Raw genomic sequence first — 20641 nt, 5'->3', positions numbered from 1 at the left:
CTGAAGAAGGGAGGTGCCGGCTATGGATGAAAGGATCAAATTGACTCAAATGGCGTCCTGCTCGGGGTGAGGTGCTAAGATTGGCGCCGGGGAACTGGCGCAGCTGTTGGAAGGTATTCCAACAAGATATGACGAACGGCTGATCGTCGGCTACGATAAGAGCGACGACGCGTCGGTATACGTCGTCAGCGAGGAATTGGCCTTGGTGCAGACCGTCGATTTCTTTCCGCCCATCGTCGACGACCCGTTCTTATTTGGACAAATTGCGGCGGCCAACGCCCTGAGCGATGTGTATGCCATGGGCGGCGAGCCGAAGCTGGCTATGAACGTCATGTGCATCAATTCGCAGATGGGAAAGGATGCCGTCCGGGCTATCCTGCAGGGCGGCTATGATAAGGCCTATGAAGCGGGCGTCCTCATTACAGGCGGCCATACCATAGAAGACAAGGAGCCTAAGTACGGCCTGTCTGTGACGGGCTTCGTCCATCCGCAGAAGCTCCTGCGCAATTCGTCGGCCCGCGAAGGCGACGTATTGATTTTGACCAAGCCCTTAGGCGTAGGCATCCTCATGACGGCGGCCCAGGGAGATATGGTGGAGGAAGGCCTGCTGCGCGAGCTGCACAGCCAAATGGCGCAGCTCAACAAGGCGGCCAGGGATATCATGGTCCGCTACGACGTCGGCGGCTGCACCGACGTGACGGGCTTCGGCTTTTTGGGCCACGCCTTTGAAATGGCCCGGGGAAGCGGCCTTACGCTGCACGTCATGGCGGGAAGCGTTCCCTATTACGGTGAAGCCTGCGAGATGGCCGACATGGGCTTTATTCCCGCCGGCGCATACCGCAACCGGGCTTATACGGACGGGCAGGTCATCGTCAGGGGCGACATCGGCCGGGCTATGATGGATATCCTGTATGACCCGCAGACGTCGGGAGGATTGCTCATCGCCGTCTCGGAACGGGACTGCATGGCCTTGCTGCAAGAATTGCAGGCTGCGATTCCCTGCGCGGAAATCGTAGGCTACGCGGCGCAGCGCGAAGAAGGCGCGCTCGTCGTTGAATAAGAGAACCGCCGCAGGATGTACGAGGCCTGCGGCGGTTTGTCCGTGAAATAAGGGTTCTTTGCCGATGAAATACGCACTTTGCCCTACCTTTGGCATGGCAAATAGTGTATAATAGCACTGGTGAGTTTTTTACAACCGTACTCATGAACTAAAAAGGAGAGATTCAACGTGATTGAACGCTATACGAAACCGGAAATGGGTCAGATTTGGACAGAATTCAACGAATGGGATACGCTGAAACAGGTAGAAATCCTGGCCAGCGAAGCCCAGGCCGAGCTCGGCAACGTGCCGAAGGAAGCGGCCAAGGAAATTCGCGAAAAAGCGAAGTTTTCTGTCGAACGCATCCATGAAATCGAAGCGGAAACACATCATGATATTGCCGCCTTTGTTTCCACCCTTTCGGAAAACATCGGCGAAGCCGGCAAATATGTTCACCTGGGCCTGACGTCGACAGACGTAAAGGATACGGCCATGGGCTATATGCTCAAGCAGGCTTCGGATATCCTCATCAAGGATCTGGAAGATTTCCGCGACGTTCTGCGCCGCCGCGCCGTTGAATTCAAATATACGCCCTGCATCGGCCGTACCCACGGCATCCATGCCGAAGCGACGACCTTCGGCCTCAAGCTCTGCAACTGGCTGGCTGAAACGGAACGCAACATCGAACGCATGAAACGGGCGAAGGAAACGATCGCCGTCGGCAAGATTTCCGGCGCTGTCGGCACCTACGCCGACGTCGACCCCTTCGTAGAAAAATACGTCTGCGAACATTTGGGTATCGCTGCGTCGCCGATTTCGTCCCAGACGCTGCAGCGCGACCGCCATGCAGAATTCGTGACGACACTGGCCGTCATTGCCAGCTCCATCGATAAATTCGCTACGGAAATCCGCCACCTCCAGCGCACGGAAGTCCGCGAAGCGGAAGAATATTTCAGCCCCAAACAGAAGGGCTCGTCCATCATGCCGCATAAACGCAATCCTATTACGTGTGAACGCATGTGCGGCCTGGCCCGCGTCATTCGCGGCAACGCCCAGGCGGCGCTGGAAGACGTAGCGCTCTGGCATGAACGGGATATTTCCCATTCGTCGGTCGAACGGGTTATTCTGCCGGACAGCACCATTGCCCTCGACTACATGCTCCAGACCTTTACGCGCGTCGTCGACCGCCTCATCGTATATCCGGAAAAGATGATGCAGGACCTGAACCTGACGGGCGGCCTCATCTACAGCCCGATTCTTCTCAACACCCTCGTTGAAAAGGGCGCAGTCCGCGAACAGGCTTACCGCTGGGTACAGCGCAACGCCATGAAGCGCTGGCTCGAAGGGGAAGATTTCCTGGAAAACCTCAAAAAAGACGAAGATATTGCTAAATTCATGAGCAACGAAGACATCGAAGCCTGCTTCGACGTTCATAAGATGCTCAGCCATGTCGATACGATTTTTGCCCGCTTTGGCCTCTAATTCGCCTACAGGCAAGATAAAAGGCAGCTCCGTTGCGAGCTGCCTTTTTTTAACAAATGAAATCGGTTAGGAGTTCTGCGGAAAGGAGCGATGGACATGTATTACTTTGACAACGCCGCGACGACGGCGCAGAAGCCGCAGGCCGTGGCCCAGGCCGTGTACGACGCCCTCAGCGGCGGCCTGCTGGGCAATCCTTCCCGGGGCGCCCACGCCTATTCGCTGCGAGCCTACGGGTTAGTGCTGCAGGCGAAGGAATTGATTAAGACGCTGTTTCATGCCGGCGAGGCGTACGACGTGGCCTTTACGCATAATTCCACGGCGGCTCTCAACATGGTGCTGAAAGGGCTGCTCGGAGCGGGTGATCACGTCCTGACGACGACATGGGAACACAACGCCGTCCTGCGGCCCCTGTATCAGCTGGAGCAGCAGGGAACGGCCGTCGATTTTATAGGCTCGGAAGCCGGTACGGGCGCGCTGCAGTACGGCGAACTGGAACAGAAGCTGCGGCCGTCGACGAAGGCCGTCGTGTGCAACCATGCATCGAACGTGACGGGCAACGTCGTGGATTTGGAGCGCGTCAAGGCTTTCTGCCGCAAGCATTCCCTGATGCTCGTCGTCGATGCGTCCCAATCGGCAGGGGCCTATCCTATCGACTTGTCTGACGGCGTCGTCACGGCCCTGTGCTTTACGGGCCATAAATCACTCTATGGGCCGGGAGGAACGGGCGGCGTCTGCATCCGAAAGGATACGGAGGTGCGGCCGTATATTACGGGCGGCGACGGCGTCCATTCCTTTGACCACGAACAGCCGCGGGATATTCCGGGTGTATTCGAGGCGGGCACGGCCAACGTTGCCGGTATCGCCGGACTGGCTGCAGGCGTGCAGGTGCTGCTTGACGAAGGCCTGGAGGCGGCAGTCCGCCATCAGGAGGCGTTGGGGCGCATCTTTACGGAAGGGGTTCGGGAGCTGCCGAACATCACGCTGTACGGCGACTTTTCCAGCCCTCGCGTCGGCGTATACGCCCTGAATGTCGGCGACGCCGATTCGGCCTTGGTCAGCGATATCTTATGGGATCAATACGGCATGGCGACGCGGTCTGGATTTCACTGCGCCCCGCTTATGCACGAAGAGCTCCATACGGAGCGGCGCGGCGCCGTGCGCTTTTCCTTTTCCCGGTTTACGACGGAGGACGACGTCGCGGCGGCCCTGCGGGCCCTGCGGGATATTGCCGCCATGGAGACGTGAGGCCGGCGGAGAATGATGAAATAGAACGTATCGTATAAGGAGGAATGGAAACATGTTTAAAATCGATATGACGGGCAAGGCCTGCCCCCTTCCCGTAATTCAAACCCATAAAGCACTGAAGGAACACGACGTAGTGGAGACGATTGTCGATAATAAAATCGCGACGGAAAACTTAAAGCGCCTGGCCGATCAGCTGGGCTGCACGTATACGCTGACGGAAGAATCGCCGGATCGCTACGTCGTCGTCATCGCCAAGAACGGGCAGGCGGCGGTCTCGTCTCCAGCAGCCGAAATGGCGAAGGCCGTCGATTCGTATATCGTCGTCGTCAATTCGCCGTACATGGGCGTCGGCGACGAGGCTTTCGGCAAAAGCCTGCTCAAGACCTTCCTGTATACCCTGACGGAGCAGGACGTCCTGCCTCAGTGCGTCGTCTTTTACAACGGCGGCGTGCCCCTGGTAACGGAAGGCTCGGAATCGCTGGAAGATTTGCAGAAGCTGGCGCAGATGGGCGTGCCGATTTACGCCTGCGGCGCCTGCCTCAATTTCTACGGGCTGACGGATAAAGTCGCTGTCGGCGAAATCACGAATATGTACCGCATCGTCGAATTGATGCGGACGGCCGACCGTATTGTCAAGCCGTAGGAGGGCCTATGGAAACGTATGGCATCGCTTTGTTTTACAATACGAAGGACGCGATGCAGGCCGAGGCGGAAGCTAAGCGGCGTCAGATAAAGGCCCGCATCGTGCCGACGCCGGGAAAAATTTACGCCAGCTGCGGATTTTCCCTGCGCTACGACCTGGAGGAGGAAGGGTCGCTGACGGCGATGCTGGCGCAATGCGGCTTTTCCTGCGAGAGCTTGTATCATGCCGTGCGGGACGGATTGAAGGTGTCTTATGAAAAACAGGGAGGCGGTGCGTAAATGGCAAGACATGTCGTCATCGGGACGGCCGGCCACGTAGACCATGGCAAGACGACCCTGGTAAAGGCCCTGACCGGTATCGATACGGATACGACGAAGGAAGAAAAGCGGCGGGGCCTGACGATTAACCTGGGCTTCGCCTATTTGGATTTGCCCGACGGCACGCGCGCCGGCATCGTCGACGTTCCAGGACACGAGCGATTTATCCGAAATATGGTCGCCGGCCTGCCCGGCTTGGGCATGGTGCTGCTGGTCGTAGATGCCAATGAAGGCGTCATGCCCCAGACGGTCGAGCATATGGATATTTTGACACTTCTGGGAATTGAGAAGTATCTCGTCGTCGTTACGAAGGCCGATACGGTCGACGAGGACATGCTGGAACTGGTCAAGGAGGATATCCGTGCCAAGCTGGCCGATACAGCAGCTGCCAATGCTGACATCGTCGAAACGGACGCCCTTACGGGACGGGGCCTTTCGAACCTCGTCGTCAAGATACAGGCCATGACGGAAGATCTGTCGGAACGGTACTCCGGCGGCGCGGCCCGCCTGAATATCGACCGGGCCTTTTCCGTAAAGGGCTTCGGTACCGTCGTGACGGGGACGCTGCTGGACGGAGCTGTGGCCGTCGGCGACGAGCTGTTTTTGTATCCGAAGAAGCGGGCCGTGCGGGTTCGGAATATACAGATTCATGAGCAAAACGTCGGACGGGCCGAGGCGGGCCAGCGGACGGCCTTCAATCTGGCCAACATCGGGACGGATGAGGTACGTCGCGGCAATGTGCTGTGTGCTTCCGCCGATTTGACGCCGACGAGAATGATCGACGCCAAGGTTTCCTGCTTAAAGCGAGCAGATTGTCTGATTCAGATGTGGGATCGCCTGCGTCTCCTCGTCGGGACGCAGGAAGTCATGGTTCGGGCTGTTCCCCTGGGCGTGGAGTCGATTCTGCCCGGACAGGAAGGCTTTGTGCAGCTGCGGCTGGAAGGGGATGAAATCGTCGTCAAGGCAAGGGATCGATTTATCCTGCGGACCTTTTCCCCCATGCGCACCCTAGGCGGCGGCGAAGTACTGGACGCTAATCCCCGCAAGCACCGCCGCTTTAAGGAAGCCGTGCTGGACAGCTTAAAAGCGAAGGACAGCGGCAGCCTCGACGAAGGGCTCTGCGATTACCTGCTCCACAAGGCGAAATCCTTTGCCCGTCAGGCCGACGTGCAGGCCGCCTTGGGAGCAGATGCCGCCGTACTGGACGCAGCTGCAGCCCGCCTTTCGGAAGAGGGCGTTCTGTACGAGACGGCGGCCGGCTATATCCATCGGGAGGCGTATCAAAAGCTTAAAGGCCGGGCCGTGCAGCTCCTGCTGGCCTATCACAAGGAATATCCCCTGCGCCCGGGCATGCCCCTCGGCGAGTTCCGCTCTCGTTTGGGCGGTTCCTTGTCGGAAAAAGAAGCCGGCGAGATCCTGCGCCTCATGGAAGGAGACGGGAGCTGCCGCATAGAGGATGCCGTCGCAGCGGCCAGCCGGTTCCGCGTCGTATTTACGCCGGAGCAGAAAAAGGCCCGCGACGCCATGACGGCGGCCTTAATCCAGTCGGGGTATACGCCTGTAAAGATCAGCGATTTGATCGCTCCCTGGCCGGATGGCCGGGCCGTGCTGGAAGCCATGCGGGGGAAGACGGCTGTGATCTTATCGCCGGAGTACGCCGTAGCGCGCCAGGCCTATGACGATGCCGTGCGCCGCCTCTGCCGCTACGTGCGGGAAAAGGGGCCCATTGAGCTGGCTGCCTTCCGCGATCTCTTAGGTATCGGGCGCAAAGGGGCCCTTCAATTACTGGATTACATGGATGAACAGCACGTGACGCGGCGCGCCGAAGGAGGGCGAGTCCTCGACGACGGCGCAGATTGTATAGAAAGCAGGTGAGGCAATGAAACAAGATACAAGACAGCTGCTGCGGCAGCTTCCCAAAGTAGACGTACTGCTGCAGCGGCCTGCGCTGGCCGAATGGGAACAAAACCTGTCCCGCAGCCTGATAAAACAAGCTGTACAGGACGTATTGGCCGGACTGCGCCGGGACATTTTGGCCGAACGCCGCCGCGACGTACCGGCAGAGGACGAGCTGGACGGCATGGTGCTGGCCTATTTCCGCCGGCAGAAATCCCTGCGCCTGAAAACAGTCGTCAACGCTACGGGGACAATTCTTCACACGAATTTGGGCCGGTCTGTACTGAGCGAGGAGATTGGACGGCACGTAGGCGAAATCGCCGCGTCGTACTCGAACTTGGAATACGATCTGGACGAAGGGCGCCGCGGCTCCCGCTATGCCCACCTGCAGTCGCTGCTGAAAGAGCTGACTGGGGCGGAAGACGTACTCGTCGTCAATAACAACGCCGCCGCCGTGCTGCTGGCCCTGACGTCGATGACGCAGGGGAAGGAAGTCGTGATTTCCCGGGGAGAACTCGTGGAAATCGGCGGCCTGTTCCGCATTCCCGACGTCATCGAAGCCAGCGGCGGCACGATACGGGAAGTCGGGACGACCAATAAGACCCACCTGTCAGACTACAGCCGGGCCGTCGGCGAAGGTACCGGCGCGATTATGAAAGTCCATACGAGCAATTACCGCATCATAGGCTTTTCTGAAAGCGTGCCTGCCCAGGAGCTGGCCGAGCTGGCCCACGCCAAGGGCCTGCCCCTCATCAACGACCTGGGCAGCGGATTATTCGTCGACATGCGCCGCTTCGGCCTGCCCTACGAGCCGACTGTAAAGGAGGTCCTGAAGCAAGGCTGCGATGTCGTCATGTTCAGCGGCGACAAGCTTCTCGGCGGGCCGCAGGCCGGCATTATCGTCGGCAAGGCCGAGTATATCGAGCCGATGAAACAGCACCAGCTGCTGCGGGCCCTGCGGGTCGATAAGATGACCCTGGCCGCCTTGGAGGCGACGCTGCAGCTGTACCGGGACGAAGACCTGGCAATACGGTCTATTCCTGCGCTGCAGATGCTGGCGCGGACCCAGAAGGAATGCCTGCGGCGAGCCGATGTGCTGGCCCAAATGCTGCGGACTGCCGACGCGGCCCTGCAGGTGCAGACCGTGCCGGTCCGCGACATGGTCGGCGGCGGTTCCTATCCGGAATATACGTTGCCGGGGTACGCCGCCGCCGTCGCGTCAGAAGGCCTGACGGCGGCAGAATTAGAACGCCGCCTGCGCCATGCCGAAGTCCCCGTTGTCGCCAGAGTGCAGCAAGACTGGCTGTGCCTGTCCGTACGGACGCTGCGGGACGACGAATTTCCCCTGATCTGCACGGAAATTGCCAAGGCCGTAGCCGAAGGATAACGTAAAAACAGCGAAGACCGCGACTACGGGTCTTCGCTTTTTTATCGGGCTGCTTCTATTGCAAAGGCAAACGGAGCGGCTAGATACTAAAAAAGACAAGGCGGCTTTGCGGGCTGCCTTGTCGGGTAGTTGGCGGGAAAGTGTAGGAATCGAACCTACCTAAGAAGCTCTTAACTCCTCATACTGGTTTTGAAGACCAGAGGGCACACCAGAACCCATACTCCCCCAAGATAGGTTCAGTATACCATGTTTGCCGCGGCGGCGCAACGGAATCCCCTCTCCTCCGGCCGGGCCATTAGGCTTCCGGCGACGACTGGCCGATGATTTTAATGCCCTCGGCGTAGACGACTGTCGGATTCGGCGTCTTCTTTTCGATGAGGTCGACGAGGAGATGGAGGCATTTTTCGCCGATTTCCCGCATGGGAATATCGATGCGGGACAAGGACGGAATGGCGTAATCGTTGAATTCGGCCATGTTGATGCCGATGGTAAATACTTCTACGTCGCCGGGAATGGAGACGCCCAATTCATGGCAGGCGAACAGCATGCCGTGAGCCAGTACGTCGGATTCGCAGAACATGGCCTTCGGCAGGCGCTTTTCTGCATAGAGCTTCTTCGTCGCGTCGATAGCGCTGGAAGACGACGTGTCGCACAGGACGATATTTTCCTCCGGCACGGGATGGCCGGCTTCGGCAAAGGTGTCGAGAAAGCCCTTCATCCACATGCGCATGATGGGGAAGGTCGTGTCGTGGGTCAGCACGCCGGCGTCGTAGATTCCCTTGTCGAGGAAATGGCGGGCGACCTGGGCGCCGACTTCGTAGTTGTCCATGGTGACACTGCTGTATTTCGGCGATTCCCTGTTGAACAGGACGACGGGATAGGAAATGTCGCAGGAGTTTAAATATTCCATGTCGGCGTTAGACATATTGGCGATGATGATGCCGTTAAAAAATTCATTCTGCGTCGTTTCCATCTGCTTTTTCAGGTTGTCGACCTCGTAGGGCACGACGGTCAGGTGGACGACCTTATTCTGCTGCATAATTTCTTTTTGAATACCCAGCGTAATACGGGCCAGGTAATTGATGCGGAAGTCCGTCGCCCAATAAAACGCTATGGCGTAACTGTTTTTCTGCGTAGCCCGCAGCTTTTTAGCCGACTGGTTCGGCACGTATTTCAGCTGTTTGGCGATTTGGTGTATCCGGGCCTGCGTTTCCTTGGAAATTTTTCGTTCCTGTCCCTTGCCGTTCAGGACGATGGAAACGGTGGCGATGGAAACGCCGGCTTCACGAGCGATATCTTTAATCGTAGACATACTATACCCCCTCTATATTGTTTTATTTTGACATAAAAAAAACGAATTTTCAAGGCTAGACTAGGCTTATTTCCTCGCTATAGTATGATACAATAGATACATTAACGGTAAGTTGGGGAGGAATGACTATGACGGGAATCGACAGGCACGTATCGGCGGCTCATATGGTACTGGGAAAGGACTTAAATCCTCATGACACGCTGTTTGCCGGGCAGGCGGCGTCGTATATGATTGAGTGCGGCTTTCTGGCCGTGCAAAGCTTTCTGAACAGCGGCCATATCGTCTGCCTGGGATTGGACGGGCTGCGGTTTCTCCGGCCGGTCCGCAAAGGCGACACCATCGATATTTCCAGTACCGTCGTCTATGCCGGGACGACGAGCGTCGGCGCCCATATCGCCATGACGCGGCGCTCCGACGGGGCCATGGCGGCGGAATGCTTCGTATCCTTCGTCCATATCGAAGAGGAAACGGGACAGGCCCGGCCCCACGGCGTAACGCTGCCGGCGCTGGATGAGCAGGGTGAGGCGCGGCGGCGCGCTTATTGGGCTTATAAAGGGATGACGGTATAATGGATTTTGCAGCGCAAGTAGACGAACGGCTCCATAACTTAGCCAAGCCGCCGGGAAGCCTGGGCCTGCTGGAGCAGCAGGTGCGTCAGGTTTTCCTGGCCTGGGGCTCCTTTCAGGAGGAACTTCGTCCCCGCCATATTATCTTTGCCGCGGACAACGGCGTCGTCCGCTCCGGCGTCGTAGCTCAGCTGTCTGATATTACGTACATGCAGAGCGTGCATATGACGGAAGGAACGTCGGCTGTGACCTGTTTCTGCCGTTGTCACGGCATTCCCTACGAAGTCGTAGACGTCGGCATCGACAGTGAAGACGCCGTCGGCGTCGACAGGAAAATCGCCAGAGGGACGGCCGATTTTTCGGTACAGCCGGCGATGACAACGGAACAATTTACCCGCGCCGCCGCCGTCGGCAGGGAACGGGTCGAAGCGGCGAAAGCCCGGGGATGCAACATCCTGTCCTTCGGTGAAATGGGCATAGGAAACACGACGACGTCGGCCGCCGTGCTGACGGCCATAGCGCCGGCCGGCAGCGCGTTTCTCGTCGGCCACGGCTCGTCTAAGGGCAATTACCGCCTTTGGTTTCACAAAGAGCAGGTCGTCAAGGAGGCGCTGCAAAAATATGAAGGGGAAATCCAGACGCCGGAGGACGCCCTGCGCTGCGTCGGCGGATTCGACTTAGTTGCCTTGTACGGCGCAATGCTGGCCTGTGCCGACGTTCATCTGCCGTTTTACATCGACGGATTTATTACAGCCGTAGCCCTGGCCTGCGCCGTGAAGACCCATCCGGCCGTGCGGCAGTATGCGCTGCCGTCGCATATTTCCCGCGAGCCCGGCATGAGCGCGGCCTTGCGGCTGTGCGGTATAGATGAATACGACGTGCCTATCCACGCTGACATGGCTCTGGGAGAAGGTACGGGAGCTGTGCTGGGCGTCGTCATGCTGAAGACAATGCTGTATGCCGTAGGGCATATGGCGACTCTCGACGGCATCAACGGCGAAGCGGAAGAACGCCATCGCAGGCGTATGGAGAAAGGGGCGGAACACCAGGATGATAGATGAACAGCTGCGCAAGGAAGCGGCGGCTATCTTTGCCCGCATGGGATTAAGCGAAGAAGAAGCCGTCGCCCTGTTCTATAAGCGCACAGTAGAAGCAGGAAAAATGCCCTTCGGCCCGGCGTCAGAAGGGCCGGCAAAGGCAAGGCAAAAGAAAAAGCGCATGAATGAACGCTTTGCTGAATGGGATGCGTTTTAAGTATGGAGAAATATAGCTTTTGTTGGAAAAACAACATACAGGGCAGCTTTCATGGCATATACTAAGAACAAAGGAGATGATATGCCATGAAGATGTTATACAGCGACAAGCGAATTTGGATAGAAGATGAAGAGGGAAAGACTGTCGGTGAGATTGATTTCCTTCAGGATCAGAACGGGAAATACGATATTGTCCATACGGGCGTCGACCCGTCGCAGCAGGGGCAGGGAACGGCGGGAATGCTGGTGCAGGCCGCGGCGGATTACATCCGCAGTACAGGCCGTAAAACCGGCGCGTCGTGTTCCTATGCGTCGGCGTGGCTCAAACGGCATAAGGAATACGGCGATATTTACGAGCCGTAGCGTCTCGGATATTTGACGAATTGACAGGATTTACGTATAATAAACATAGAAAAAAGGCGCTGCCGGCAACGGTCAGCCCCATATCATAGGAAAAAAGAAAATCCGCCTATAGTTGGTAGCTGTGGGGCGGATTTCCTTTTATGCTTTTAATGCAATAATGCAAATTGCCACTAAGAACACGAAGGCCAACAGGTCGTATGGTGTCATAGGGCATCGCCCCTTTCCGGGGCCAGGATTAACCGCCTACCGCTTTTTGCAGCGCCTAGATGTTTAGTATATGCGATATATACGGGCTATGTCAAAGGCTGTCGTATATATTTTTGGCATATGGCGTATCAACGATCAAAAGCTATGTCTTCCATGGGAAGGCATAGCTTTTTTGTTTTTTACTGTTTTAATTTTTCAATGACTTCGTCGTCGATTTTAAAGCCGTGTTCCGGGCCGGGGAAGGCGCCTTCTTTTGTTTCCTTGATGTAGTCGGCGAAGGCCTGCTTCATGAGGGCTCCGACGTTGGCGAACTGCTTGGCGAATTTCGGCGTAAAGTCGCTGAACAGGGCCAGCATGTCCTGATAAATCAGGATTTGGCCGTCGCAGTGGACGCCGGCGCCGATGCCGAGGATCGGGATGCGCAGGGACGCCGTAATGAGCTCGGCAAGCTTAGCCGGTACGCATTCGAGGACGATGGAAAAGGCTCCGGCCGCCTCGACGGCTTTGGCTTCTTCTATGAGCTTGCGGGCTGCTTCTTCGCTCTTGCCCTGTACTTTAAAGCCGCCTAAGGCGTTGACCGACTGGGGCGTCAGGCCGATGTGGCCGACGACGGGAATTCCCGCTTCGACGATGGCTTTAATCTGCGGGCATACGCTCATGCCGCCTTCGAGCTTGACGGCGTGGCAGCGGCCTTCCTTCATGAGCCGGCCGGCGTTGTATACGGCGTCGTAAATAGATGTCTGGTAGGACATGAAGGGCATGTCGCCGACGACGAAAGCGTTTTTTGCGCCCCGCGATACGGCTTTGGTGTGATGGATCATGTCTTCCATCGTGACCGGCAGGGTGTCTTCGTAGCCGAGCATGACCATGCCGAGAGAATCGCCGACGAGCAGCATGTTGATGCCCGCTTCGTCCATGAGCTTGGCCGTCGAATAGTCGTAAGCCGTGAGCATGGTAATCTTGTCGTGGTTGTCCTTTTGCGCCTGCAGCGTAGCGACGGTATTTTTCATAAGGCAAAACTCCTTTCGTACGATGCCGTAATGGCATTATTTGATGATATATGGCATGATAGCATTTAAAAACAAAACATAACAGATATAATTATTTATTATGTAAAGAAAAATAACGGATATAACGCATGTGTTTAACGTATCTGATTTTTACTATATCATCTGGACGGCACCTCGTCAAATAGATGAAGGTGCGTTCTGTTTCCAACGCAATGCCTGGCGCTCCAGGTCTTTTACAAAGGCCTCTTTGCCGTCGCAGTAGCCTTCGATGTCGTAGGGATATTGGCGGGCCAGGGTTTCCTTCAGCGCGCCGTACTGCCGGGCGATCTCGCCGTGGGCCCGCAGGAAATCGCGGACAGCCAGATGGCGTTCGATATTGGCTCTGTCCGTTTCCTGAAAGATATGGACCTGGTGCGTCCGCTCGTCGCCGCCTTTGCGCAGGTAGCGCCGGCGGGCCATGCCGAATTCGCCTAAGTATTCGTAGCCTATTCCTTCGAAGGCGCCTTGCTTTTCGTCTACAGCGGCTATGTCGCGGACGACGGGCATGATGTCGATAATGGGCTTGGCTTTCAGTCCTTTGACGGCGGTGCTGCCGATGTGGAAGATTGCCGTGCAGTTTTCGCCCAGAATGGCGCGTATGGTTTCCGCTTCGGCCAGGTATTTCTGTTCCCAGCAAGGGTCGTAGTCGACGACGATGATGTGTTGTGCCATGAAGCTGCCCTCCTATATGGTTTTTATTTGATGATAGCTGATTTTAGGATACATCGCAACGTTGGGCTGAGTGATTCGGATATTTCGAGGAATTCTGCCATATCAACGGATAGGGGAATTTGTCTGAATAATTCCCGCAGGCAGTTATTGCCATAGCAAAGCGTCGTGCCGTACCATTAGAGGGAGAGGTGAAAGCGATGAAGACACAATTTGGAAATATACTGCTGCGCCGCCGCAAGGAGCTGGGTTTTACGCAGGAGTATATCGCGAAGGCTCTGCACCTATCGGCTCAGGCCATTTCCAAATGGGAGCGGGGCAAGACGATGCCCGATATCCTGCTGCTGCCGGCCTTGGCGGATTTGCTGCAGACGAGCACCGACGAGCTGCTGGGGCATCATCGGCAGTATGGAAAGACTGTCTATGACGACCGGTATAAGGCCGACGAGTTTTATTGGGGCTTGGAGCCCAATGAAATGTGCTACGATATCCTGCGGCTGAAACCGCCGTCGCAGCGACGCCTGGTCCTGGATATGGGATGCGGCGAGGGAAAGGACGCCGTGTTTCTGGCGCGGTGCGGGTACGACGCTGTCGGCTTTGATTTAGCCGCCGAAGGCATAGCCAAGGCGAAATGGCTGGCGAGCCAGCATCCGACGGCGGCGGCAGAATTCTTCCGGGCCGACATGCTGGAGTATGTGCCGCAGCAGGAATATGATATACTGTTTGCAAGCGGCGTGCTGCACTATCTTCCGCCGGAGCGGCGAGGCGCCATCCTGCAGGAGTACCAGCGCTGCATCCGGCCCGGCGGCTTGTGCGCCCTGAACGTATTCGTCCAGAAGCCTTTTATTCCGCCTCCGCCTGATGAAGAGATCGACGGCGGTTATTGGCGGTCAGGCGAGCTGTTTTCGCTGTTTGCCGATTGGAAATTCCACCGCTGCGAAGAAATTATCTTCGACTGCGTCAGCGGCGGCACGCTGCATCAGCATGTGATGGATATACTGATTGCCGAAAAAATCGTATAAGGCCGTCCGCTGCGCCATATCTGGATAGTGAGGAGAGATTGCTTATGTTTCATCCCATCGACTGGGAAACGTGGCCCCGCAGGGACCATTTCAATTATTATTACAATCAAATCAAGTGCCGCTACACGCTGACGGCCCACATCGATATTGCGCCGCTGCGGGAGTTTCAGAAACAGCGGCAGCTGCGGTTTTTTCCTCTTATGTTGTATGCGATCATGCGGGCCGTCAATGAGAACAGGGAATTCCGCATGAGCTTTGACGGCGACGGCCGGCTGGGATACTGGGATGTCGTCGTGCCCTGTTATACGGTCTTTCACGAAGAGGATAAGACTTTTTCTGATATCTGGAGCGAGTACGATGGGGACCTGCGGGCCTTTTACGACGGCGTTGCCGCAGACATAGAGACCTACAAGAATGGAGAAGGCTTCGTCAAGGCCAAGCCCAATCAGCCGCCTAATTTCTGTCCTGTATCGTCGGTGCCGTGGCTTCATTTCACGTCCTTTTCTCAGGATACGTATGCTGAAAATTCTCTCCTGTTCCCCCTCATCCGCTTCGGAAAATTCGAGGCTGCCGGGAAAAAGGTGCTGCTGCCGCTGGCCGTCTCAGTTCATCACGCCGTGGCCGACGGGTATCACACGTGCAAGCTGATCAACGACATCGAGGCTGCCGCCGCCCGTCTGGACAGGTATTGGCAATAAAAGTCCAGCCAGGGGGCATACGGTCCTGTAGATATTCCCTTGTGCATCGTGTACAATAGTACGTAGATACTAGACGCGAGAACGCATAAAGGAGTGACGTATGATGAAGCTGAAATTGGATGAAATCCTCGTAGGAAAAAAGATGGAGCCGCGCTATCTGGAGTACAACTGGCGCGACGTCGTATTGTACGCTTTGGCAGTCGGAGCCAAGCGGGACGATTTGATGTATACCTATGAGAAGTATTTGAAGGCCATCCCGACCTACGGTACCGTGCCGTACTGGGGGACGGTCAACGTCCGGCCGTATCAGTGGATGCCTCTGCCGGCGTCTATGCTGGCCAATGACATCATCAAGCCGACTATTTCCTTCTTGAACATGGACCACGAAATTATCATGCACCGGCCTATCGATCCGATTAAGGGAACCTTCCAGTACCAGGATGTTATTACAGACGTATACGACCGCGGCGAAGGCAAGGGCGCCGTCGTGCGCACGCGCATCGACGTGCGCGACGAGGCGGGCAACGACGTATGCACCAACTACTCGACGACCTTTTTTCACGAAGCCGGCGGCTTCGGCGGCGCGCCCATGCCCAAGAGCCCCGTCCAGATTCCCGACAGGGGTCCCGACGTTGAAATCGACGATTATATCAGCCCCGTGCAGAACCTCCTGTACCGCTTGACCGGCGATACGAATTTAGTGCACGTCGACCCGCAGTACGCCCAGAAGATGGGCTTTGAAACGTCGTTCATGCAGGGCCTGTGCTCCTTCGGCTTTGCCTGCCGCATGGCGATAGGCGCGCTGATTCCGGGCGAGCCGGAACGGATGACCCGCATGGCGGCGCAGATGACGTCAGTCTTGTTCCCCGATACGCCGGTTATGCTGCAGCTTTGGAAGATGGGTGAAGGAACGGCTTACTTCAAGCTGGTCAACAAGACGACGGGGAAGGCTGTCCTGAACCGCGGCGTTTTCGAATGGCGCAATTAAATTTCATTTGAAAATAAAAACGCAGGATTATAGCGATAAAAATAAAAAAATTTATATTGATGCAATAAAAATCTTTAAAGTATGTGAAAATATGTAATGTACCGCCAGAACGGAAGATAGGCCCTGTTTTTATTAAAAATTTAAGAAAATAGTCGAAATGACTATATATTGACAAGGGTTTCCGTGGTATATTATAATGAATTATAAATATACTTTACTGGATAAAAGCGCTGAGTATGTTTAATATTCAGCGCTTTTTTGTATAAAATATGAAAATAAACGGGAGGAATTTCAGATGATGAAAATCGATTTAAACAGCGATTTGGGCGAAAGCTTCGGCATGTATACTATCGGCAACGACAGCGACGTCTTGAATTACGTCAGCTCGGCGAATATCGCCTGCGGCATGCATGCCGGCGACCCCTTCGTCATGCACAAGACGGTGCGCCTGGCTCTGGAACGGGGCGTGGCAGTCGGCGCGCATCCGGGCTTTATGGATTTGAACGGCTTCGGCCGCCGCAATATCGTCATGAAGCCCGATGAAATCTACGATTTAATCGTCTATCAGGTCGGGGCCCTGTCGGCCTTTGTCAAGGCCGAAGGCGGCAGGCTGCAGCACGTCAAGCCCCACGGAGCCCTGTACAACATGGCGGCCAAGGATCAGGCCATGTCCGAAGCGATTGCCAAGGCCGTGTACGATGTCGACCCGCAGCTGGTGCTGTTCGGCCTGGCCGGCAGCTGGCTGGTCAAAGCCGGGGAAGCTGCGGGATTGCAGACGGCCAGCGAGGTATTCGCCGACAGGACCTATCAGGAAGACGGGTCGCTGACGCCGCGGACGCAGCCGAACGCCATGATTACAGACGACGCCGCGTCGATACGGCAGGTACTGACGATGATTACCGAAGGCAAGGTCCGTACGGCGACGGGCAAGGATATTCCCGTCAAGGCCGATACGGTTTGCATTCACGGCGACAGCCCGAAGGCCCTGGCCTTTGCCAGGAGCATCGGCGAGGCGCTGCAGAAGGAACAGATTCAGATAACGTCCTTTATACACCGGTAAGGGTGTCTTGAGATGAAGGAGGAAGAGGCGAGAGTATGAAAACTAAAAAAGGATTTGATTTCAGCGTGCTGATGGGCGCGGCCTTCCTGATGGCTACGTCGTCTATCGGCCCGGGATTTTTAACGCAGACGACCGTGTTTACGGAGCAGCTGCTGGCCAGCTTTGGCTTCGTCATCTTGACGTCTATTATTTTGGATATCGGCTCGCAGCTCAACGTATGGCGGGTCATCGGCATTTCGGGAAAGCGCGGCCAGGACGTGGCCAATATGGTCCTTCCCGGCTTGGGATACGTCGTGGCGGCCCTGATCGTCATGGGCGGCCTGGGCTTTAACATCGGCAATATCGCCGGCGCCGGCATGGGCTTCAGTGTCATCTTCGGCATGGATACCGTAACCGGCGCGGTCATCAGCGCAGTGATTGCCATTTCGATTTTCGTGTTTAAAGAGGCAGGCGTGCTCATGGACAAATTCACCCAGGCTGCCGGCGTGGTCATGATCGTGCTGACCTTGTACGTCGCCGTGTCTTCGGCCCCGCCTGTAGGCGAAGCGGTCATGAAGACCTTCGTGCCCGACGTCATCGATCCCTTGGCGATCGTCACCCTCGTCGGCGGCACCGTCGGCGGGTATATTACCTTCTCCGGCGGCCATCGCCTGGTCGACGCCGGCGTTGTCGGCAAGGAAGCGCTGCCCCAGATTACGCGCAGCTCCGTTACCGGCGTCTGCCTGACCGGCGTCATGCGCGTATTCCTGTTCCTGGCGACGCTGGGCGTCGTAGCCAGCGGCCTGCAGCTCGACCCGGCCAATCCGCCGGCTTCGGTATTCAAGCTGGCTGTCGGCGATATCGGCTACAAGGTCTTCGGCGTCGTCATGTGGTCGGCGGCTATTTCGTCGGTTATCGGCGCGGCCTATACGTCCGTTTCCTTTATCCGCACCTTCAGCCCTAAGATCGAAAACAACTACCGCTGGTTTGTCATCGCTTTCATCGTCTTTTCGACGGTCGTCTTTGCCTTCGTCGGACAGCCCGTCAAGACGCTGATCCTCGTAGGGACGCTGAACGGTCTGATCCTGCCGGTTACGCTGCTGGTCATGATCATCGCGGCCCATAAGAAATCGATCGTCGGCGATTACAAGCATCCGGTGTGGATGAGCATTTTCGGCGTCATCGTCGTTATCATGACGGCGTACATGGGCGTGCTGACTATTATGAAGCAGCTGCCTAAATTGTTTATGTGACAGGGAGGCTGTTACGCTTGAACCATGAATTTACGATAAAACCGTTAGGCGAAGCCGGCGTCCTCGTGAATTTCGGCAGTACGATCAGCCCGGAAATTCACTGCAAGGTCAAGGCGCTGGCCGATTATTTGGAAACCCATCCCTTCGCCGGGATGATAGAATACGTCATTTCGTATACGAGCCTGGCCGTGTACTACAATCCCTTCGTCGTCAAAAAGCAGGCCGGTAAGTATAAAAGCGACTCGGCCCTGGAGATTACGTCGGCGTACCTCTGCAGATGCATGGAACAGCTGGCCGACGTACAGAAGGAAACGGCCCGGGTCGTGCAGATTCCCGTATGCTACGGCGGAGAATACGGGCCGGATATCGACTATGTGGCCCAGTACAATCATTTGTCTGTAGAGGAAGTCATCGCCATCCATACGGAGCCGGAATACCTGGTGTACATGATCGGCTTCTGTCCGGGATTTCCCTATTTGGGCGGCATGGACAAGCGCATCGCCACGCCGCGCCGCGATACGCCGCGCGTAGCCATACCGGCCTGCAGCATCGGCATTGCCGGCGAACAGACCGGGGGATATCCCCTGAGCACGCCCGGCGGCTGGCAGATTATCGGGCGCACGCCGATGGATATGTTTTCCTTGAAGAAGGAAGACGATCCGAGCCTGCTGCACGCCGGCGACATCGTGAAGTTTTACGCCGTATCGGAAGAAGAATTTGCAGCCTTAAAGGAGGAATACGGCCATGAGTCTTAACATTATCCGCCCGGGCCTGCTGACGACGATTCAGGATACGGGACGCTATGGATACCAGAAGATCGGCGTCATCCCTTCAGGGGCGATGGACGTGTATTCCCTGCGGCTGGCGAATATACTGGTCGGCAATGATGAAACCGAAGGGGCTTTGGAAATCACCCTCATGGGGCCGACGATCGAGTTTACGTCGGATACGCTCATCGCTATTACCGGCGGCGATTTCGGCCCGGTGATCGACGGCCAGAAGGTGCCCATGCACCGTCCCGTCGCCGTCAAGGCCGGCGCGATCCTGCGCTTCGGCCCCTGTGTCGTCGGCTGCCGGGCCTATCTGGCCGTGGCCGGCGGGTACGACGTGCCCGTCGTCATGGGCAGCAAGAGCACCTATCTGCGGGCTCAGTTCGGCGGGTTGGAAGGGCGGGCCCTGCGCCGCGGCGATTTGCTGAATACGAAGGAGCCCAGCGAGTACGGCCAGCAGATGATGTTCAACCTGCTGACCCGCGGCGCTCATTCCTTTACGCATGCCCGCTGGAGCATCAGCAAGGTTCATACGACGCCGGAGCGGCTGCGCAAGCCGATTAAGGTCATGGCCGGACTGCAGTACGACGAGTTTACGGAAAAGGCCAAGTACGACTTCTTCGGGACGGACTTTCTCATTACGACACAGTCCGACCGCATGGGCTATCGCCTGAACGGCCCTAAGCTGGAAATGAAGCGGCCCCTGGAAATGATTTCCGAAGTTGCCGGGCTGGGAACCGTACAGGTGCCGCCCAACGGCATGCCCATCATCCTGATGGCTGACCACCAGACGACGGCAGGCTATCCCGTCATCGGCCAGGTCGCCCAGGTAGACGTAGCCCGCGTGGCCCAGCTCAAGCCGGGCGACCGCATGTATTTCAGGCTGATCAGCAACGAAGAAGGCGAGCGTCTGTTTATCGACATGGAACGCTGCATGGAAAATATAAAGATTGCCGTCGCAGGCATGCTATAACTAGGAGGGATTTGTTTGTTATCGCTAGAAGAAATCAAGGAATTAGTACGGATTCTTGAAACGTCATCCCTGAATAAGATGGAACTGGCCTATGAGGACGGAAAGGTCCTGCTGGAAAAGGGCGGCGCGCCCGTAGCCGTCGCCGTGCCGCAGCCGATGATGCCGGCTGTCCAGCCCGCCGCCGCTCCGGCTGAAGCCCCGCAGCCCGGCGAGCACATCGTCGAAATTACGGCGCCTATCGTAGGCACCTTCTACAGCGCACCGGACCCCAAGGCGCCTCCCTTCGTAAAGGTCGGCTCGGCCGTGACGCCGAATACGGTCGTCTGCGTATTGGAGGCGATGAAGCTCTTTACGGAAGTCGAAGCGATGGTAGAAGGCGAGATTACGGAAGTGCTGGTAAAAGACGGCGAGTTCGTCGAATTCGGCCAGCCGTTGTTCAAGGTGAAAAAAGGCCATGTCGGCGCATAGAA

22 protein-coding genes and 1 tRNA gene are annotated in these 20641 nt (G+C 56.7%); 19 read left to right on the top strand and 4 right to left on the bottom strand.

Features of this window, described 5'->3' with window-relative positions:
• The first annotated feature begins 22 nt into the window (after positions 1-22).
• The 7 genes from selD to selA all read left to right on the top strand — a co-directional run bounded on the left by selD (position 23) and on the right by selA (position 8009).
• Positions 23-1060: a selenide, water dikinase SelD gene (gene selD / locus DKB62_RS05885; RefSeq protein ID WP_107196141.1), complete on the top strand. Its 1038-nt coding sequence runs from the start codon at positions 23-25 to the stop codon at positions 1058-1060.
• A gap of 168 nt (positions 1061-1228) precedes the next feature.
• Positions 1229-2521 (top strand): adenylosuccinate lyase, encoded by a 1293-nt coding sequence (gene purB, locus DKB62_RS05880; RefSeq protein ID WP_095629692.1) that lies wholly within the window; start codon positions 1229-1231, stop codon positions 2519-2521.
• A 96-nt stretch (positions 2522-2617) separates the two neighbouring features.
• On the top strand, positions 2618-3766 hold the full coding sequence (locus DKB62_RS05875; protein ID WP_107196142.1) for an aminotransferase class V-fold PLP-dependent enzyme: 1149 nt from the start codon (positions 2618-2620) through the stop codon (positions 3764-3766).
• A gap of 52 nt (positions 3767-3818) precedes the next feature.
• Positions 3819-4409 carry a sulfurtransferase-like selenium metabolism protein YedF gene (gene yedF / locus DKB62_RS05870; RefSeq protein ID WP_107196143.1) on the top strand — a complete coding sequence of 197 codons (591 nt, stop codon included), beginning with the start codon at positions 3819-3821 and terminating at the stop codon, positions 4407-4409.
• Positions 4410-4417: 8 nt separating this feature from the next.
• Entirely contained in the window at positions 4418-4687 is a 270-nt protein-coding gene (locus tag DKB62_RS05865; RefSeq protein WP_107196144.1) for a putative Se/S carrier protein, read from the top strand.
• Positions 4688-6601: a selenocysteine-specific translation elongation factor gene (selB, locus tag DKB62_RS05860; protein ID WP_107196145.1), complete on the top strand. Its 1914-nt coding sequence runs from the start codon at positions 4688-4690 to the stop codon at positions 6599-6601.
• Between the two features lie 4 nt (positions 6602-6605).
• The gene (gene selA / locus DKB62_RS05855) at positions 6606-8009 is read left to right on the top strand and encodes an L-seryl-tRNA(Sec) selenium transferase (protein WP_107196146.1); all 1404 of its coding nucleotides are present in this window, start codon (positions 6606-6608) and stop codon (positions 8007-8009) included.
• Between the two features lie 130 nt (positions 8010-8139).
• Here the strand turns inward: selA and DKB62_RS12550 are convergent.
• Both DKB62_RS12550 and DKB62_RS05850 read right to left on the bottom strand, forming a co-directional pair.
• Positions 8140-8236 (bottom strand) — tRNA-Sec (locus tag DKB62_RS12550).
• A 68-nt stretch (positions 8237-8304) separates the two neighbouring features.
• Positions 8305-9321 (bottom strand): LacI family DNA-binding transcriptional regulator, encoded by a 1017-nt coding sequence (locus DKB62_RS05850; RefSeq protein WP_087478161.1) that lies wholly within the window; start codon positions 9319-9321, stop codon positions 8305-8307.
• Positions 9322-9449: 128 nt separating this feature from the next.
• Between DKB62_RS05850 and DKB62_RS05845 the strand changes: the two genes are divergently transcribed.
• The 4 genes from DKB62_RS05845 to DKB62_RS05830 all read left to right on the top strand — a co-directional run bounded on the left by DKB62_RS05845 (position 9450) and on the right by DKB62_RS05830 (position 11503).
• Entirely contained in the window at positions 9450-9890 is a 441-nt protein-coding gene (locus tag DKB62_RS05845; RefSeq protein ID WP_157949715.1) for an acyl-CoA thioesterase, read from the top strand.
• Entirely contained in the window at positions 9890-10948 is a 1059-nt protein-coding gene (locus tag DKB62_RS05840) for a nicotinate-nucleotide--dimethylbenzimidazole phosphoribosyltransferase (RefSeq protein WP_107196148.1), read from the top strand. The genes DKB62_RS05845 and DKB62_RS05840 overlap by 1 nt, the downstream gene beginning before the upstream one ends.
• Positions 10938-11141 carry a type II toxin-antitoxin system RelB/DinJ family antitoxin gene (locus tag DKB62_RS05835; RefSeq protein WP_232818798.1) on the top strand — a complete coding sequence of 68 codons (204 nt, stop codon included), beginning with the start codon at positions 10938-10940 and terminating at the stop codon, positions 11139-11141. The genes DKB62_RS05840 and DKB62_RS05835 overlap by 11 nt, the downstream gene beginning before the upstream one ends.
• An 86-nt stretch (positions 11142-11227) precedes the next feature.
• The gene (locus DKB62_RS05830; RefSeq protein ID WP_107196149.1) at positions 11228-11503 is read left to right on the top strand and encodes a GNAT family N-acetyltransferase; all 276 of its coding nucleotides are present in this window, start codon (positions 11228-11230) and stop codon (positions 11501-11503) included.
• 386 nt (positions 11504-11889) lie between these two features.
• Here DKB62_RS05830 and panB read toward each other — a convergent pair whose 3' ends face one another.
• A complete protein-coding gene (panB, locus tag DKB62_RS05825; protein WP_107196150.1) occupies positions 11890-12720 on the bottom strand; it encodes a 3-methyl-2-oxobutanoate hydroxymethyltransferase in 831 nt (276 codons plus the stop codon).
• A gap of 177 nt (positions 12721-12897) precedes the next feature.
• Positions 12898-13431, bottom strand: coding sequence for a GrpB family protein (locus DKB62_RS05820; RefSeq protein ID WP_095629702.1), 534 nt, complete (start codon positions 13429-13431; stop codon positions 12898-12900).
• A gap of 197 nt (positions 13432-13628) precedes the next feature.
• Here DKB62_RS05820 and DKB62_RS05815 point away from each other — a divergent pair, with 197 nt between their 5' ends.
• The 8 genes from DKB62_RS05815 (at position 13629) to accB (ending at position 20639) form a co-directional block, all read left to right on the top strand.
• Positions 13629-14450 carry a methyltransferase domain-containing protein gene (locus DKB62_RS05815; RefSeq protein WP_107196151.1) on the top strand — a complete coding sequence of 274 codons (822 nt, stop codon included), beginning with the start codon at positions 13629-13631 and terminating at the stop codon, positions 14448-14450.
• A 44-nt stretch (positions 14451-14494) separates the two neighbouring features.
• Positions 14495-15148 carry a CatA-like O-acetyltransferase gene (locus DKB62_RS05810; RefSeq protein WP_107196152.1) on the top strand — a complete coding sequence of 218 codons (654 nt, stop codon included), beginning with the start codon at positions 14495-14497 and terminating at the stop codon, positions 15146-15148.
• Between the two features lie 100 nt (positions 15149-15248).
• Positions 15249-16136 (top strand): MaoC/PaaZ C-terminal domain-containing protein, encoded by an 888-nt coding sequence (locus DKB62_RS05805; protein WP_087478150.1) that lies wholly within the window; start codon positions 15249-15251, stop codon positions 16134-16136.
• Between the two features lie 295 nt (positions 16137-16431).
• Entirely contained in the window at positions 16432-17196 is a 765-nt protein-coding gene (locus DKB62_RS05800; protein ID WP_107196153.1) for a LamB/YcsF family protein, read from the top strand.
• A gap of 35 nt (positions 17197-17231) precedes the next feature.
• A complete protein-coding gene (locus tag DKB62_RS05795; RefSeq protein ID WP_107196154.1) occupies positions 17232-18428 on the top strand; it encodes an NRAMP family divalent metal transporter in 1197 nt (398 codons plus the stop codon).
• 17 nt (positions 18429-18445) lie between these two features.
• A complete protein-coding gene (gene pxpB, locus DKB62_RS05790) occupies positions 18446-19183 on the top strand; it encodes a 5-oxoprolinase subunit PxpB (protein ID WP_198643501.1) in 738 nt (245 codons plus the stop codon).
• Positions 19173-20171 carry a 5-oxoprolinase subunit C family protein gene (locus DKB62_RS05785; protein WP_087478147.1) on the top strand — a complete coding sequence of 333 codons (999 nt, stop codon included), beginning with the start codon at positions 19173-19175 and terminating at the stop codon, positions 20169-20171. The genes pxpB and DKB62_RS05785 overlap by 11 nt, the downstream gene beginning before the upstream one ends.
• A gap of 15 nt (positions 20172-20186) precedes the next feature.
• Positions 20187-20639 carry an acetyl-CoA carboxylase biotin carboxyl carrier protein gene (gene accB, locus DKB62_RS05780; RefSeq protein WP_095629708.1) on the top strand — a complete coding sequence of 151 codons (453 nt, stop codon included), beginning with the start codon at positions 20187-20189 and terminating at the stop codon, positions 20637-20639.
• Positions 20640-20641 lie beyond the last annotated feature (2 nt).

This window comes from Megasphaera stantonii, assembly GCF_003367905.1.
GTDB lineage: Bacteria > Bacillota > Negativicutes > Veillonellales > Megasphaeraceae > Megasphaera > Megasphaera stantonii.
This window is presented reverse-complemented; position numbering and strand designations above follow the sequence as displayed.

What these genes read in the sequence shown, in the direction of transcription:
- DKB62_RS05875 (WP_107196142.1), top strand. Translation starts at nt 2,618, where the DNA reads ATGTATTACTTTGACAACGCCGCGACGACGGCGCAGAAGCCGCAGGCC.
- yedF (WP_107196143.1), top strand. Translation starts at nt 3,819, where the DNA reads ATGTTTAAAATCGATATGACGGGCAAGGCCTGCCCCCTTCCCGTAATT.
- DKB62_RS05865 (WP_107196144.1), top strand. Translation starts at nt 4,418, where the DNA reads ATGGAAACGTATGGCATCGCTTTGTTTTACAATACGAAGGACGCGATG.
- selB (WP_107196145.1), top strand. Translation starts at nt 4,688, where the DNA reads ATGGCAAGACATGTCGTCATCGGGACGGCCGGCCACGTAGACCATGGC.
- selA (WP_107196146.1), top strand. Translation starts at nt 6,606, where the DNA reads ATGAAACAAGATACAAGACAGCTGCTGCGGCAGCTTCCCAAAGTAGAC.
- DKB62_RS05850 (WP_087478161.1), bottom strand. Translation starts at nt 9,321, where the DNA reads ATGTCTACGATTAAAGATATCGCTCGTGAAGCCGGCGTTTCCATCGCC.
- DKB62_RS05845 (WP_157949715.1), top strand. Translation starts at nt 9,450, where the DNA reads ATGACGGGAATCGACAGGCACGTATCGGCGGCTCATATGGTACTGGGA.
- DKB62_RS05840 (WP_107196148.1), top strand. Translation starts at nt 9,890, where the DNA reads ATGGATTTTGCAGCGCAAGTAGACGAACGGCTCCATAACTTAGCCAAG.
- DKB62_RS05835 (WP_232818798.1), top strand. Translation starts at nt 10,938, where the DNA reads ATGATAGATGAACAGCTGCGCAAGGAAGCGGCGGCTATCTTTGCCCGC.
- DKB62_RS05830 (WP_107196149.1), top strand. Translation starts at nt 11,228, where the DNA reads ATGAAGATGTTATACAGCGACAAGCGAATTTGGATAGAAGATGAAGAG.
- panB (WP_107196150.1), bottom strand. Translation starts at nt 12,720, where the DNA reads ATGAAAAATACCGTCGCTACGCTGCAGGCGCAAAAGGACAACCACGAC.
- DKB62_RS05820 (WP_095629702.1), bottom strand. Translation starts at nt 13,431, where the DNA reads ATGGCACAACACATCATCGTCGTCGACTACGACCCTTGCTGGGAACAG.
- DKB62_RS05815 (WP_107196151.1), top strand. Translation starts at nt 13,629, where the DNA reads ATGAAGACACAATTTGGAAATATACTGCTGCGCCGCCGCAAGGAGCTG.
- DKB62_RS05810 (WP_107196152.1), top strand. Translation starts at nt 14,495, where the DNA reads ATGTTTCATCCCATCGACTGGGAAACGTGGCCCCGCAGGGACCATTTC.
- DKB62_RS05805 (WP_087478150.1), top strand. Translation starts at nt 15,249, where the DNA reads ATGATGAAGCTGAAATTGGATGAAATCCTCGTAGGAAAAAAGATGGAG.
- DKB62_RS05800 (WP_107196153.1), top strand. Translation starts at nt 16,432, where the DNA reads ATGATGAAAATCGATTTAAACAGCGATTTGGGCGAAAGCTTCGGCATG.
- DKB62_RS05795 (WP_107196154.1), top strand. Translation starts at nt 17,232, where the DNA reads ATGAAAACTAAAAAAGGATTTGATTTCAGCGTGCTGATGGGCGCGGCC.
- DKB62_RS05785 (WP_087478147.1), top strand. Translation starts at nt 19,173, where the DNA reads ATGAGTCTTAACATTATCCGCCCGGGCCTGCTGACGACGATTCAGGAT.